Source organism: Leclercia sp. EC_58, assembly GCF_019584355.1.
In the GTDB taxonomy this organism is placed as follows: Bacteria; Pseudomonadota; Gammaproteobacteria; order Enterobacterales; family Enterobacteriaceae; genus Enterobacter.
Genome location: NZ_VDAM01000001.1, coordinates 958,031 through 971,848 on the forward strand (window position 1 = coordinate 958,031; position 13,818 = coordinate 971,848).

General features: G+C 56.6%; 12 protein-coding genes. 4 read left to right on the forward strand and 8 right to left on the reverse strand.

Annotated features, from left to right (window positions below):
- Position 1 precedes the first annotated feature (1 nt).
- A complete protein-coding gene (gene rep / locus FHC51_RS04795; protein WP_220435004.1) occupies positions 2-2,023 on the reverse strand; it encodes a DNA helicase Rep in 2,022 nt (673 codons plus the stop codon).
- Positions 2,024-2,135: 112 nt separating this feature from the next.
- Between rep and ppiC (FHC51_RS04800) the strand changes: the two genes are divergently transcribed.
- Complete coding sequence (ppiC, locus tag FHC51_RS04800) at positions 2,136-2,417, forward strand: peptidylprolyl isomerase PpiC (protein ID WP_103825311.1); 282 nt, start codon at positions 2,136-2,138, stop codon at positions 2,415-2,417.
- Positions 2,418-2,466: 49 nt separating this feature from the next.
- Positions 2,467-2,748, forward strand: a complete 282-nt coding sequence (gene ppiC, locus FHC51_RS04805; protein WP_004886861.1) for a peptidylprolyl isomerase PpiC — start codon at positions 2,467-2,469, stop codon at positions 2,746-2,748.
- 86 nt (positions 2,749-2,834) lie between these two features.
- On the opposite strand, the gene ilvC is transcribed toward ppiC (FHC51_RS04805), so the two are convergent.
- Positions 2,835-4,310, reverse strand: a complete 1,476-nt coding sequence (gene ilvC, locus FHC51_RS04810; RefSeq protein ID WP_114316402.1) for a ketol-acid reductoisomerase — start codon at positions 4,308-4,310, stop codon at positions 2,835-2,837.
- Positions 4,311-4,461: 151 nt separating this feature from the next.
- Here ilvC and ilvY point away from each other — a divergent pair, with 151 nt between their 5' ends.
- Positions 4,462-5,352: an HTH-type transcriptional activator IlvY gene (ilvY, locus tag FHC51_RS04815; protein WP_220435005.1), complete on the forward strand. Its 891-nt coding sequence runs from the start codon at positions 4,462-4,464 to the stop codon at positions 5,350-5,352.
- A gap of 38 nt (positions 5,353-5,390) precedes the next feature.
- On the opposite strand, the gene ilvA is transcribed toward ilvY, so the two are convergent.
- The 6 genes from ilvA to ilvL all read right to left on the reverse strand — a co-directional run bounded on the left by ilvA (position 5,391) and on the right by ilvL (position 11,946).
- Positions 5,391-6,935, reverse strand: a complete 1,545-nt coding sequence (gene ilvA / locus FHC51_RS04820) for a threonine ammonia-lyase, biosynthetic (protein WP_220436652.1) — start codon at positions 6,933-6,935, stop codon at positions 5,391-5,393.
- 2 nt (positions 6,936-6,937) lie between these two features.
- The gene (gene ilvD / locus FHC51_RS04825; RefSeq protein ID WP_103177471.1) at positions 6,938-8,788 is read right to left on the reverse strand and encodes a dihydroxy-acid dehydratase; all 1,851 of its coding nucleotides are present in this window, start codon (positions 8,786-8,788) and stop codon (positions 6,938-6,940) included.
- Between the two features lie 60 nt (positions 8,789-8,848).
- Positions 8,849-9,778 carry a branched-chain-amino-acid transaminase gene (ilvE, locus tag FHC51_RS04830; protein WP_103825309.1) on the reverse strand — a complete coding sequence of 310 codons (930 nt, stop codon included), beginning with the start codon at positions 9,776-9,778 and terminating at the stop codon, positions 8,849-8,851.
- Positions 9,779-9,795: 17 nt separating this feature from the next.
- A complete protein-coding gene (gene ilvM, locus FHC51_RS04835; protein WP_103177473.1) occupies positions 9,796-10,065 on the reverse strand; it encodes an acetolactate synthase 2 small subunit in 270 nt (89 codons plus the stop codon).
- Positions 10,062-11,708 carry an acetolactate synthase 2 catalytic subunit gene (ilvG, locus tag FHC51_RS04840; RefSeq protein WP_220435006.1) on the reverse strand — a complete coding sequence of 549 codons (1,647 nt, stop codon included), beginning with the start codon at positions 11,706-11,708 and terminating at the stop codon, positions 10,062-10,064. Before ilvG ends, ilvM begins: the two co-directional genes overlap by 4 nt.
- Before the next feature lie 139 nt (positions 11,709-11,847).
- Positions 11,848-11,946, reverse strand: a complete 99-nt coding sequence (gene ilvL / locus FHC51_RS04845; protein ID WP_001311244.1) for an ilv operon leader peptide — start codon at positions 11,944-11,946, stop codon at positions 11,848-11,850.
- 342 nt (positions 11,947-12,288) lie between these two features.
- Between ilvL and FHC51_RS04850 the strand changes: the two genes are divergently transcribed.
- Positions 12,289-13,809 carry a YifB family Mg chelatase-like AAA ATPase gene (locus FHC51_RS04850; protein WP_220435007.1) on the forward strand — a complete coding sequence of 507 codons (1,521 nt, stop codon included), beginning with the start codon at positions 12,289-12,291 and terminating at the stop codon, positions 13,807-13,809.
- The last annotated feature ends 9 nt before the right edge of the window (positions 13,810-13,818 follow it).

The window sequence follows — 13,818 nt, forward strand, 5'->3', positions numbered from 1 at the left end:
ACTAGCGGTTTTTTGCCTTTTCCATCATCGCACGAATATTGGCGATACTGGCCTGGCCTTTATGCATCCGCTCTTCAGCGGTAATCACTTTGCGCTCCTGCTCCCAGAGTACATCATCCTGCGGTAACTCCAGCAGGAAACGGCTCGGCTCCGGACGCACCAGCTCTCCATACTGACGCCGCTCCTTACACAGCGTAAATGTCAGCTCTTTTTGCGCCCGCGTGATGCCTACATAGGCCAGACGACGCTCTTCATCGACGTTATCCTCATCAATGCTGCTCTGGTGCGGCAGTAAGCCCTCTTCCATGCCCACCAGATAGACATACGGGAACTCAAGTCCTTTCGAGGCATGCAGGGTCATCAGCTGCACCTGATCCGCCTCCTCTTCGCTTTCGCCGCGCTCCATCATATCGCGCAGGGTAAAGCGAGTGACGACCTGGGTCAGGGTCATCGGCTCGTCGATATCGGAACCTTCCAGCATCTCGGTCATCCAGGTGAAGAGCTGGTTAACGTTCTTCATCCGCATCTCGGCCGCTTTCGGGCTGGCGGAAGTTTCATACAACCAGGATTCATAGTCGATGCCGCGGATCAGATCCCGCACCGCATTAATCGGTTCCCGCTCGCTGAGCTGCTGGATTTCACGCAACCAGTAGGTAAAGCGGGTCAGCGATTCATAGCCGCGCCCGGTTAAGGTCTGGCTCAGGCCCAGATCAAAGCTGGCGTTCAGCAGGCTCTTGTTGCGGGTCATCGCCCACTCGCCCAGTTTTTGCAGTGTCGCCGGGCCAATCTCGCGCTTCGGCGTATTGACGATCCGCAGAAAAGCGCTGTCATCGTCCGGGTTGGTCAGTACCCGCAGGTAGGCGAGCAGATCCTTGATTTCCGGGCGCGAGAAGAACGACGTCCCGCCGGAGATTTTGTACGGGATGCGGTTCTGCATCAGCATCTTTTCAAAGACGCGCGACTGGTGATTTCCGCGATAGAGAATGGCGTAATCTTTGTAGTTGGTTTTGTTCACGAAGTGATGGGCAATCAGTTCGCCCGCCACGCGCTCGGCTTCGTGATCTTCATTGTTGGCGCTGAGCACCTTCAGCTCCGTGCCGTATCCCAGTTCGGAAAAAAGGCGTTTTTCAAACACATGTGGGTTATTGGCGATCAGGATGTTGGCCGCCTTCAGAATACGCCCGGATGAGCGGTAGTTCTGCTCCAGCTTGATCACCTGTAGCGCCGGGAAGTCCTTACTGAGCAGGACCAGGTTCTGTGGACGAGCGCCGCGCCAGGAGTAGATCGACTGGTCATCGTCGCCCACCACGGTGAAACGCGCCCGCTGACCCACCAGCAGTTTCACCAGCTCGTACTGGCTGGTGTTGGTGTCCTGATATTCATCCACCAGCAGGTAGCGGATCTTGTTCTGCCAGCGCTCACGCACCTCTTCATTACTTTGCAGCAGCAGCGTAGGCAGCAGGATCAGGTCGTCAAAGTCGAGCACATTGCAGGCTTTGAGATGATCGTTATACAGGCTGTAGCAGTGGGCAAAGATCCGATCCCGCTCCCCCTTGGCGCTTGCGGCGGCCTGGGCAGGGCTCATCAGATCGTTTTTCCAGTTTGAGATCGTGGAGATCAACTGCTGCAGCACCACTTTGTCATCTTCGATCAGCCCTTCGGTCAGCTCTTTCAGCAACGCCACCTGATCGGTATCGTCAAACAGTGAGAAGTTGGCTTTCATCCCCAACGCCGCATATTCGCGCTTAATGATATCCAGACCCAGGGTATGGAAGGTGGAGATCATCAGGCCGCGGGCCTCTTTGCGCCCTAACGTCTGCCCGACACGCTCTTTCATCTCGCGCGCCGCTTTGTTGGTAAAGGTCACCGCGGCAATGTGGCGTGCCTGATAGCCGCAGCCGCGGATCAGGTGGGCGATTTTGTTGGTGATGACGCGGGTTTTACCGGAACCCGCCCCTGCCAGCACCAGGCATGGTCCAGTAACGAATTCGACCGCTTGTTGTTGTCCAGGGTTTAAACGCATGGGAATATTGCTCAATCTTCGAACGGGGTGGGGATTGTAGCAGAAAGCCGGGCGCAGATTTACCGGCTAATGATAAAGTGAACAAAACGCGATTAACCCCGAGAGCAGAACCATGAAAAAGAGCGCAGCGGCCCTGCACATTCTGGTAAAAGAAGAGAAGCTGGCGCAGGAGATCCTTGCCAAACTGGAACGCGGCATCAGCTTCGATCATCTGGCGAAGCGCTACTCTAAATGTCCCTCCGGGCGCAACGGCGGCGATTTAGGGGAATTTAAGCAGGGTGTGATGGTGGGCCCTTTCGATGAGGCAGTTTTTAGCTGCCCGCTGCTGAAACCCTACGGCCCGGTCAAAACGAAGTATGGCTACCATATCATTAAGGTGCTGTATCGCCGCTAACGCGTGGTATATTGCGCCCCGATTTAACTCAACCCTTCAAGGCACGATCATGGCAAAAACAGCAGCAGCACTGCATATTCTTGTTAAAGAAGAGAAACTGGCTCTGGATCTTCTGGAGCAGATTAAAAACGGCGCCGACTTCGGCAAGCTGGCGAAGAAGCACTCTATTTGCCCGTCAGGCAAACGCGGCGGCGATCTGGGTGAATTCCGCCAGGGTCAGATGGTCCCGGCGTTCGATAAAGTGGTCTTCTCCTGCCCGGTGCTGGAGCCAACCGGCCCGCTGCACACCCAGTTCGGTTACCACATCATTAAAGTGCTGTACCGCAAATAAAAAGCCGGGTGGCGGCTTCGCCTTACCCGGCCTACTTGATACAGCTTTGTAGGTCGGGTAAGCGCAGCGCCACCCGACATGAGGTTTTAGCCTGCTACTGCGATACGTTTCATATCGGTCATATAACCACGCAGCTTCTGACCCACTTTCTCGATCTCGTGGCTGCGAATCGCTTCGTTCACGTCACGCAGCTGGGCATTATCTACCGCACCTTCGGCAATCGCTTTGCCCAGATCGCCTGGCTGCAGGGTGGTCATGAACTCTTTCAGCAGCGGTACGCAGGCATAAGAGAACAGGTAGTTACCGTATTCTGCGGTATCGGAGATAACCACGTTCATCTCATACAGACGCTTACGGGCGATGGTGTTCGCGATCAGCGGCAGCTCGTGCAGGGATTCATAGTACGCAGACTCTTCGATGATGCCGGAATCCACCATGGTTTCGAACGCCAGCTCAACGCCCGCTTTCACCATCGCAATCATCAGAACGCCTTTATCGAAGTACTCCTGCTCGCTGATTTTGCCTTCATACTGTGGCGCAGTTTCGAACGCGGTTTTACCGGTCTCTTCGCGCCAGGTCAGCAGGTTTTTGTCGTCGTTGGCCCAGTCAGCCATCATGCCGGAAGAGAACTCACCGGAGATGATGTCGTCCATATGTTTCTGGAACAGCGGCGCCATGATGGTTTTCAGCTGCTCGGACAGGGCGAAGGCACGCAGTTTCGCCGGATTAGACAGGCGATCCATCATCAGGGTGATGCCGCCCTGCTTCAGCGCTTCGGTGATGGTTTCCCAGCCGAACTGAATCAGTTTTTCCGCATATGCCGGATCAGTACCCTCTTCCACCAGCTTGTCGAAGCAGAGCAGAGAACCGGCCTGCAGCATGCCGCACAGGATAGTCTGCTCACCCATCAGGTCAGATTTCACTTCCGCAACGAAGGAGGATTCCAGAACGCCCGCACGGTGGCCGCCGGTGGCGGCTGCCCATGCTTTGGCAATCGCCATCCCTTCGCCTTTCGGATCGTTTTCCGGGTGAACCGCGATCAGGGTCGGCACACCGAAACCACGTTTGTACTCTTCACGCACTTCGGTACCCGGGCACTTCGGCGCCACCATCACGACGGTGATGTCTTTACGGATCTGCTCGCCCACTTCAACGATGTTGAAGCCGTGGGAATAACCCAGCGCCGCGCCATCTTTCATCATAGGCTGTACGGAACGCACAACGTCAGAGTGCTGTTTGTCTGGCGTCAGGTTAACAACCAGATCCGCCTGTGGGATCAGCTCTTCGTAGGTACCCACTTTGAAGCCGTTTTCGGTCGCTTTGCGCCAGGAAGCACGCTTCTCAGCAATCGCTTCTTTACGCAGGGCGTAGGAGATATCCAGGCCGGAGTCGCGCATGTTCAGACCCTGGTTCAGGCCCTGGGCGCCACAGCCGACAATGACCACTTTCTTACCCTGAAGGTAGCTTGCGCCATCGGCAAATTCATCGCGCGCCATAAAGCGGCATTTGCCCAGCTGCGCCAGCTGCTGGCGCAGGTTCAGTGTGTTGAAGTAGTTAGCCATGGTGATACCTCGTGATGTTGTGTGTCTTATTGTTCGGTTCGCTGTTCAGCGAGAATGTACCCACATTACAACAGGAAATTTATTGCGGAAATTGATATATTCACAACGTCATGTTGCAATATTTGCAATGTAAAAAGGGGGAGTGGAATCGGTGGATTTACGCGATCTAAAAATGTTTCTGCATCTGGCGGAAAGCCGCCATTTTGGCCGCAGCGCGCGGGCGATGCATGTCAGCCCCTCCACGCTTTCCCGCCAGATCCAGCGTCTGGAAGAGGATCTCGGCCAGCCGCTGTTTGTGCGTGATAACCGCACGGTGACGCTCACCGAAGCGGGGGAAGAGTTGCGTACGTTTGCCCAGCAGACGCTATTGCAGTATCAGCAACTGCGCCACACCATCGACCAGCAGGGGCCCTCTCTGTCCGGCGAGCTCCACATCTTCTGCTCGGTGACCGCCGCCTACAGCCATCTTCCGCCTATTCTTGACCGCTTCCGCGCGGAGCATCCCTCGGTCGAGATCAAACTCACCACCGGCGATGCTGCCGATGCGATGGAAAAGGTAGTGACGGGTGAAGCGGCTCTGGCCATTGCCGGCAAACCGGAAACCCTGCCGGGGGCAGTGGCCTTCTCGATGCTGGAAAATCTGGCGGTAGTGCTGATTGCCCCGGCGCTGCCCTGCCCGGTACGCAACCAGGTGTCGGTGGAGAAGCCCGACTGGTCAACGGTGCCCTTTATCATGGCCGATCAGGGGCCGGTGCGCCGTCGCATTGAGCTGTGGTTCCGTCGTCAGAAAATCAGCAACCCTTCCATCTATGCGACAGTGGGCGGCCATGAGGCGATGGTCTCAATGGTGGCGCTCGGCTGCGGCGTGGCGCTGCTGCCGGAAGTGGTGCTGGAGAACAGCCCGGAGCCGGTGCGTAACCGTGTGATGATTCTGGAGCGCAGCGACGAAAAAACGCCGTTTGAGCTTGGCGTCTGCGCACAAAAAAAGCGGCTGCATGAGCCGCTTATTGATGCGTTCTGGAAGATATTGCCGAACCACTAAAGCCGGGTGGCGCTGCGCTAACCCGGCCTACGACTCACTTAACCCGCCAGGAAGAACCTGAACGCCGGGTTGTGGGTTTCGTCATGACACTCGTAGCCCAGTTCGTTCAGCCGCGTTTCGAAATCCGGCTCGTGCTCGCCCAGTTCAAACGCCGCCAGCACCCGACCGTAGTCGGTGCCGTGGCTACGGTAGTGGAACAGGGAAATGTTCCAGTGCGTGCCCAGGGTATGTAGGAACTTCAGCAGCGCGCCGGGCGACTCCGGAAACTCAAAGCTGAACAGACGCTCCCGTAACGGTTTAGACGGACGCCCGCCCACCATGTAGCGCACGTGCAGCTTCGCCATCTCGTCGTCGGAGAGATCCACCACGCTGTAGCCACCTTCATGCAGCAGGCTGAGGATCTCCTTACGCTCTTCCAGACCGCGGCTCAGACGCACGCCGACAAAAATGCAGGCATCTTTAGCATCGGCAAAACGGTAATTGAACTCCGTTACCGAACGGCCACCCAGCAGCTGGCAGAACTTGAGGAAGCTGCCCTTCTCTTCCGGGATGGTCACCGCCAGCAGCGCTTCACGCTGTTCACCCAGCTCGCAACGCTCGGAAACGTAGCGCAGGCCATGGAAGTTGACGTTAGCACCGGAAAGGACATGGGCCAGACGCTCGCCGCGAATGTTGTGCTGGGCGATATATTTTTTCATCCCCGCCAGCGCCAGCGCGCCGGACGGCTCTGCAACCGCGCGCACATCCTCGAAGAGATCTTTCATCGCCGCGCAAATCGCATCGCTGTCGACGGTGATGATGTCGTCGAGATACTCCCGGCAGACGCGGAAGGTTTCATCCCCGATGCGTTTCACCGCCACGCCCTCGGCAAACAACCCAACGCGCGGCAGGTCTACCGGGTGTCCGGCATCCAGCGCCGCCTTCAGGCAGGCAGATTCTTCCGCTTCCACGGCAATCACCTTGATCTGCGGCATCAGCTGTTTGATGAGTACCGCCACGCCTGCCGCCAGGCCACCGCCGCCGACCGGAACAAACACCCGATCAAGATGGGCATCCTGCTGCAGCAGCTCCAGCGCCAGCGTCCCCTGGCCGGCAATCACCATCGGATGATCGAACGGCGGCACCCAGGTGAAACCCTGCAGCTGTGCCAGCTCGATCGCTTTGGCTTTCGCTTCGTCAAAATTGGCACCGTGGAGCAGCACTTCGCCGCCAAAACCACGTACCGCATCCACTTTGATATCTGCCGTGGCAACCGGCATTACAATCAGCGCTTTTAACCCCAGACGCGCAGACGAGAACGCCACGCCCTGGGCATGGTTGCCCGCAGATGCCGTGATCACACCACGCGCTTTTTGCTCATCGGTCAGCCCGGCCATCATCGCGTAAGCGCCGCGCAGCTTAAAGCTGTGTACCGGCTGACGGTCCTCACGTTTTACCAGAATGACGTTATCGAGGCGCGCCGAGAGCTTGTCCATTTTTTGCAGTGGCGTGACCTGCACCGCTTCATACACCGGCGCACGTAGCACCGCCCTGAGATACTCCGCCCCCTCAGGGGCGGCGGATAAGGGTTGGGATTCGGCCATCATTAGCCCCCAAGTTTAGATTTATCGCGCACTGCGCCTTTATCTGCACTGGTCGCAAGGGTCGCGTATGCGCGCAGGGCGAAGGAGACTTCACGCTGGCGATCTTTCGGCGTCCAGGCTTTATCCCCACGCGCTTCCTGTGCTTCGCGGCGGGCTGCAATTTCCTGGTCGCTCAGTTTCAGCTGGATACCGCGATTCGGAATGTCGATTTCGATCAGGTCGCCATCTTCGATGATCGCGATGTTGCCGCCGCTGGCTGCTTCCGGCGAAACGTGGCCGATAGAGAGACCGGAGGTGCCGCCGGAGAAGCGACCGTCGGTGATCAGCGCACAGGCTTTACCGAGGCCCATCGATTTCAGGAAGGTGGTCGGGTAGAGCATCTCCTGCATTCCCGGCCCGCCTTTCGGCCCTTCGTAGCGGATCACCACAACATCGCCTTCAACCACTTTGCCGCCGAGGATCGCTTCTACCGCCTCGTCCTGGCTCTCGTAGACTTTTGCCGGGCCGGTAAATTTCAGGATGCTGTCATCCACGCCTGCGGTTTTAACGATACAGCCGTTTTCCGCAAAGTTGCCGTACAGAACCGCCAGGCCACCATCTTTGCTGTAGGCATGTTCCAGCGAGCGGATACAACCTTCAGCGCGATCGTCATCCAGGCTGTCCCAGCGACAATCCTGCGAGAACGCCTGGGTGGTACGGATACCGGCCGGACCGGCGCGGAACATTTTTTTCACTGACTCATCTTTGGTCAGCATCACATCATACTGATCCAGCGCCTGCGGCAGCGTCAGGCCCAGCACGTTTTTCACGTCGCGGTTCATCAACCCGGCGCGATCCAGCTCACCGAGGATCCCCAGCACGCCACCGGCACGGTGAACATCTTCCATATGGTATTTTTGCGTGCTTGGCGCAACCTTACACAGCTGCGGCACCTTGCGGGAGAGCTTGTCGATATCACTCATGGTGAAGTCGATCTCTGCTTCCTGCGCGGCGGCCAGCAGGTGCAGAACGGTGTTAGTGGAACCGCCCATGGCGATATCCAGCGTCATGGCGTTTTCAAATGCCGCTTTGCTGGCGATATTGCGCGGCAGCGCGCTGGCATCGTCCTGCTCGTAGTAGCGTTTGGTCAGTTCAACGATGCGTTTACCGGCATTGATAAACAGCTCCTTACGATCGGCGTGGGTCGCCAGCAGCGAGCCGTTACCCGGCTGAGATAAGCCCAGCGCTTCGGTCAGGCAGTTCATCGAGTTGGCGGTGAACATCCCGGAGCAGGAGCCGCAGGTCGGGCATGCTGAACGTTCAACCTGTTCGCTCTGCTCGTCGGAGACTTTCGGGTCCGCGCCCTGAATCATCGCGTCAACCAGGTCGAGCTTGATGATCTTATCGGAGAGCTTGGTTTTACCCGCTTCCATTGGGCCGCCGGAGACGAAGATCACCGGAATGTTCAGCCGCAGGGAGGCCATCAGCATCCCTGGGGTGATTTTGTCGCAGTTGGAGATACAGACCATGGCATCGGCACAGTGGGCGTTCACCATGTACTCCACCGAGTCGGCAATCAGCTCGCGCGACGGCAGTGAATAAAGCATGCCCCCGTGCCCCATTGCGATCCCGTCATCCACGGCGATGGTGTTGAACTCTTTTGCCACGCCGCCGGAGGCTTCAATCTGCTCGGCAACCAGCTTTCCGAGGTCGCGCAGGTGCACGTGGCCAGGCACAAACTGGGTAAAAGAGTTGACCACGGCGATAATCGGTTTCCCGAAATCGGCGTCGGTCATTCCGGTGGCGCGCCACAGCGCGCGGGCGCCCGCCATGTTGCGGCCGTGAGTGGTGGTGGCGGAACGGTACTTAGGCATGCGTTATTTACTCCCGTCTATCTGGTAAATGGGACGGTGCGTGCCGTCCCATATTTATGCTTATGGATTAACCTGGTCCAACCAACCCCATTTATCTTCGGTTTCGCCGGTGAAGAGGCCGAAGAAGGCTTCCTGGATACGTTTAGTGACCGGACCACGGCGGCCTTCGCCGACCTGGATACCGTCAACGCTGCGTACCGGGGTGATCTCTGCTGCGGTACCGGACATAAACACTTCATCGGCCAGGTACAGCGATTCACGGGACAGCACCTGCTCGCGCACTTCGATACCCAGATCCTGCGCCAGCTTGATAATGGCGTCGCGGGTGATGCCCGGCAGAGCGGAAGAGGTGAATGGCGGAGTGAACAGAACGCCATCTTTCACTTCAAACAGGTTCTCACCCGCACCTTCAGAGATATAGCCGTTCACATCCAGGGCGATACCTTCCTGATAACCGTGGCGACGTGCTTCGCTGCCAACCAGTAGGGAGGAGAGATAGTTACCGCCCGCTTTGGCTGCGGTCGGAATGGTATTTGGCGCCACACGGTTCCAGGAGGAGACCATCGCATCGATCCCCTGCTCCAGCGCTTCTGCGCCCAGGTATGCTCCCCACGGGAACGCGGCGATGATCACATCGGTGGTGTAACCGGCTGGCGGGTTGACGCCCATACCTACATCACCCACGAAAACCAGCGGACGAATATAGGCGCTGGTCAGGTTGTTTTTACGCAGCACCGCGCGGCAAGCTTCCATCAGCTCGTCGACGCTCTGAGAAACAGGGAAGCGATAAATTTTGGCTGAATCACGCAGACGCTGCATGTGTTCACGATGACGGAACACCACCGGGCCTTTGTGTGAGTCGTAGCAACGGATACCTTCAAATACAGACGTACCGTAGTGAAGCGCGTGGGACATCACGTGGACTTTAGCGTCCTCCCAGCGAATCATCTCACCATTGGACCAAATGAAATCAGCTTTTTTCGTCGTCATTTTTCTTCCTTTTGCGCTCAGGCGCGGATTTGTTGTGTTTGTGATGAAGCGGCACGCTGCTGGATATCAACCCGGGCGACGTCGACAAGTTTGCTCAACTGGCTAAACAGTAATTCGACGGGGCGCTGACTGGCAACGGTCAATTCAATATTTATGTTCTGCGCGTCGGTGGCGGTTTCCATGTTCATCGAACAGATCTGGAACCCACGATGGCGCACCACGCGCAATACACGTTCTAACGTTTCCGGGTTGAAGCGAGCCTGAACGGCGACCTGATGTTGCATCATGATAATTTCTCCAGCATTTGTGAGTTACTGGCGCCGGGCGGCACCAACGGCCAGACATTCTCAAGCTCGTCGATTGAGACATGAAGCAGGTAAGGCCCCTTGCTTGACAACATTTCATCAAGTGCCGCTTCAACCTGGTCTTTACGGGTGATGTGCTGGCCAGGGATGCCAAAGGCGCTGGCCAGAACGAGGAAATCGGGGTTATCGGTCAGGGTGGTTTCGCTGTAACGCTCCTGGAAAAAGAGCTGCTGCCACTGGCGAACCATGCCTAAACGTTGGTTATCCAGCAGCACGATCTTCACCGGCAACTGCTTACGCTTGATAGTGCCCAGCTCCTGGACGTTCATCATGAAGGAGCCGTCACCGGAGATACAGATGACCGTATCGTCCGGGCGCGCTACCTGCGCCCCAACGGCGGCAGGCAGACCAAAGCCCATCGTGCCTAAGCCGCTTGAGGTGATGAAGTTTTCCGGACGCGTGTAGGTCATGTGCTGGGCTGACCACATCTGGTGCTGGCCCACGTCGGTAGTGACTACGCTGTCGGCTGGCTTACGATCCGACAGCTGTTTCAGCAACAGCGGCGCATAGATAGCGTCACCCGGATGGTCATAGCGCCAGGCATGTTCGCGGCGCATCGCTGCCGCATGCTGACGCCATGCGTCAATCGCTAAGGGCTGTTGTAACGCAGGCAGCAGCGCATTGAGATCGCCCTGCAAAGCCACATGCGCCTGACGGAGCTTATTCATCTCTGCCGGATCGATATCCATATGAATGACTTTGGCATTCGGCGCGAAGGTATTCAGCTTGCCGGTGACACGATCGTCAAAGCGCGCGCCCACAGCGATCAACAGGTCGCACTCCTGCACCGCGAGGTTGGCCGCTTTCGTGCCATGCATCCCCAACATACCCAGATAGTACGGGTAGTCGGCATCCACCGCGCCCAGCCCTTTCAATGTGCAGGTCGCGGGCATTTGGGTAACCGCGATAAACTCACGCAAGGCTGGAACGGCCTGCGCCATCCCTACACCGCCGCCTACGTAGAGGATCGGCTTTTGCGCGTGGGCCAGCATCTGACTCGCTTCATCTACTTCGGTATGCGGGAAATCATCAGCGTTCTCAACGGTAGAGAAGTGAGGCTCCAGTTCGCCCAGCGCAACCTGAATATCTTTAGGAATATCAACCAGAACCGGACCAGGACGGCCTGAGTTTGCCACCTCAAATGCCTCCGCCATGACGCGAGGCAGCTCTTCGAGTGACTGGACGAGGAAGCTGTGTTTCGTACACGCCAGTGACAAACCGAGGACGTCCACTTCCTGGAAAGCATCGGTGCCGATGAAGGGAGAGGCAACCTGACCGGTGATGGCCACAACGGGAACGGAATCAAGCAGTGCGTCAGCCAGACCAGTGATCAGGTTGGTCGCGCCAGGGCCGGAAGTTGCCATACAAACACCGGTTTTCCCTGTAGCACGCGCATAACCGATGGCCGCCATTGCTGCGCCCTGCTCGTGTCGGCACAACAGATGTTCCACGCCGCCGTCATACAGAGCATCGTAAATCGGCATAATTGCACCACCCGGGTAACCGAATACTGTCTCGACTCCCTGCGCCCGCAACGCATGTACTACCCATTGTGCGCCATTCATAGTTAGTTCCCCGTCGTAAATCGGGAGAAACAGAATATTATGCTATTACTCATCATCTGCTCCTCGCTTATGTTTTAAGGTCATAAAAAAACCCCCGGACCTTTCGGTGCGGGGGTCTTAGTTCGTTAAGGCTTGATTATTAAGCCTTTCCTCGTCCAAGTGCAGCCCCGCACGGTGGGATAATAATCACCACCACGCTAATCACGACCAGGCTAATCACTCGTAGAAGGGCTGTCATTTGCTGTTCTTTTTGCATCTTGTTCGAAGGAATACCTAAAGAGTTATCACAGATATCGAATTAAACACAACATTTTTTTATAATTCATTTGCTTATTACGCTAATAATTCAGATAAAAATCATTGTTTTTTATGACAAAAATAGAAAATGAATTATTTTCATTTTTTCCAGGGTAATCGCTGTGAGAAGACAAGCTTATTACCCTTTTGCGAACAGACTTCCATGATGATGAAAACATTGCAATTCAGGGAAAATAATCAGGAACAGGCCGCGTAAAAACGCGAACTGACGGTAAAAATCGCGTCGGACAGATGACATAGTGGCACGACAAGGAGGCGATTTATGTCATTGTCGGTTGTCTATACCCGCGCTGCATTAGGCGTTGAAGCACCGCTTATTTGCGTCGAAGTTCATCTCAGTAATGGCCTGCCTGGCCTGACGCTGGTCGGCCTGCCCGAAACCACCGTCAAGGAGGCCAGAGACCGGGTACGCAGCGCGATCATCAATAGTGGTTATACCTTCCCGGCCAAAAAGATCACTATCAATCTGGCCCCAGCCGATCTCCCCAAGGAAGGCGGACGATACGATTTACCTATCGCCATCGCGCTTCTCGTCGCCTCTGAGCAGCTCTCCTCCACCCGGATAAGCGCATATGAGTTTGTGGGTGAGCTGGCGCTTACAGGCGCATTAAGAGGGGTTCCTGGCGCGATATCTGGCGCTCTGGCGGCTATACGCGCCGGTAGAGAGATTATCGTCGCCAGAGATAATGCTGCTGAAGTCAGCCTTATTGAAGAAAAAGGCTGCCTGGTTGCTGAACATCTGCAGGAGGTGTGCGCTTTTCTTGAGGGACGTCATGAGCTGGCCGCGCCCGTTGGGGAACCGTTTGTTGCCGAACATAACGAGTGTGACATCAGCGATATCATCGGTCAGGAGCAGGGTAAGAGGGCGCTGGAGATCACCGCAGCCGGTGCGCATAACCTGTTGCTCATTGGCCCACCCGGCACCGGCAAAACCATGCTCGCGAGTCGGCTCAACACTCTGCTGCCGCCACTCAGCAATCATGAGGCGCTGGAAAGCGCGGCTATCGTAAGCCTGGTCAGCGCCACATCAATGTATAAACAATGGCGTCAGCGCCCTTTCCGGGCCCCGCATCATAGTGCCTCGCTGGTAGCCATGGTGGGTGGAGGCGCAATCCCTGCGCCGGGAGAGATCTCACTGGCACATAACGGCATCCTGTTCCTGGACGAATTGCCCGAGTTTGAGCGTCGCGTACTGGATGCCTTACGCGAGCCCATCGAATCCGGACAAATTAATATCTCCCGCACCCGCGCCAAGATCAGTTATCCGGCACGCTTCCAGCTTATCGCCGCCATGAACCCCAGCCCAACGGGGCACTATCAAGGCAATCATAATCGCTGCTCGCCCGAGCAGACGCTGCGCTATCTGGGTCGCTTGTCCGGGCCATTCCTCGATCGCTTCGATTTATCGCTTGAGATCCCACTCCCGCCGCCAGGCTTGCTAAGCCAGGCACATAAAACGGGGGAATCAAGCCTCACCGTGCGAAACCGAGTGATTGCCGCGCAGGAGAGGCAGCTGGCGAGGCAGAATAAACGTAACGCGCATCTGGATAACGCAGAGATCCGCACCTTTTGCCGGCTAGCGGCAGACGACGCGCTGTGGCTGGAGGAGACACTTACCCACTTTGGTCTGTCAGTACGTGCGTGGCAGCGGTTGTTAAAAGTTGCCCGTACTATTGCCGATCTGGAGGAGTGTGAAAATATTGAACGCAGGCATCTACAGGAAGCGCTGAGCTATCGCGCTATTGACCGCCTGCTGTTACACCTGCAAAAGATGCTGGCATAAAAAAAGGGG

What these genes read in the sequence shown, in the direction of transcription:
- FHC51_RS04850 (WP_220435007.1), top strand. Translation starts at nt 12,289, where the DNA reads ATGTCATTGTCGGTTGTCTATACCCGCGCTGCATTAGGCGTTGAAGCA.
- ilvG (WP_220435006.1), bottom strand. Translation starts at nt 11,708, where the DNA reads ATGAATGGCGCACAATGGGTAGTACATGCGTTGCGGGCGCAGGGAGTC.
- ilvE (WP_103825309.1), bottom strand. Translation starts at nt 9,778, where the DNA reads ATGACGACGAAAAAAGCTGATTTCATTTGGTCCAATGGTGAGATGATT.
- ppiC (WP_004886861.1), top strand. Translation starts at nt 2,467, where the DNA reads ATGGCAAAAACAGCAGCAGCACTGCATATTCTTGTTAAAGAAGAGAAA.
- ilvD (WP_103177471.1), bottom strand. Translation starts at nt 8,788, where the DNA reads ATGCCTAAGTACCGTTCCGCCACCACCACTCACGGCCGCAACATGGCG.
- ilvA (WP_220436652.1), bottom strand. Translation starts at nt 6,935, where the DNA reads ATGGCCGAATCCCAACCCTTATCCGCCGCCCCTGAGGGGGCGGAGTAT.
- ppiC (WP_103825311.1), top strand. Translation starts at nt 2,136, where the DNA reads ATGAAAAAGAGCGCAGCGGCCCTGCACATTCTGGTAAAAGAAGAGAAG.
- ilvC (WP_114316402.1), bottom strand. Translation starts at nt 4,310, where the DNA reads ATGGCTAACTACTTCAACACACTGAACCTGCGCCAGCAGCTGGCGCAG.
- rep (WP_220435004.1), bottom strand. Translation starts at nt 2,023, where the DNA reads ATGCGTTTAAACCCTGGACAACAACAAGCGGTCGAATTCGTTACTGGA.
- ilvL (WP_001311244.1), bottom strand. Translation starts at nt 11,946, where the DNA reads ATGACAGCCCTTCTACGAGTGATTAGCCTGGTCGTGATTAGCGTGGTG.
- ilvM (WP_103177473.1), bottom strand. Translation starts at nt 10,065, where the DNA reads ATGATGCAACATCAGGTCGCCGTTCAGGCTCGCTTCAACCCGGAAACG.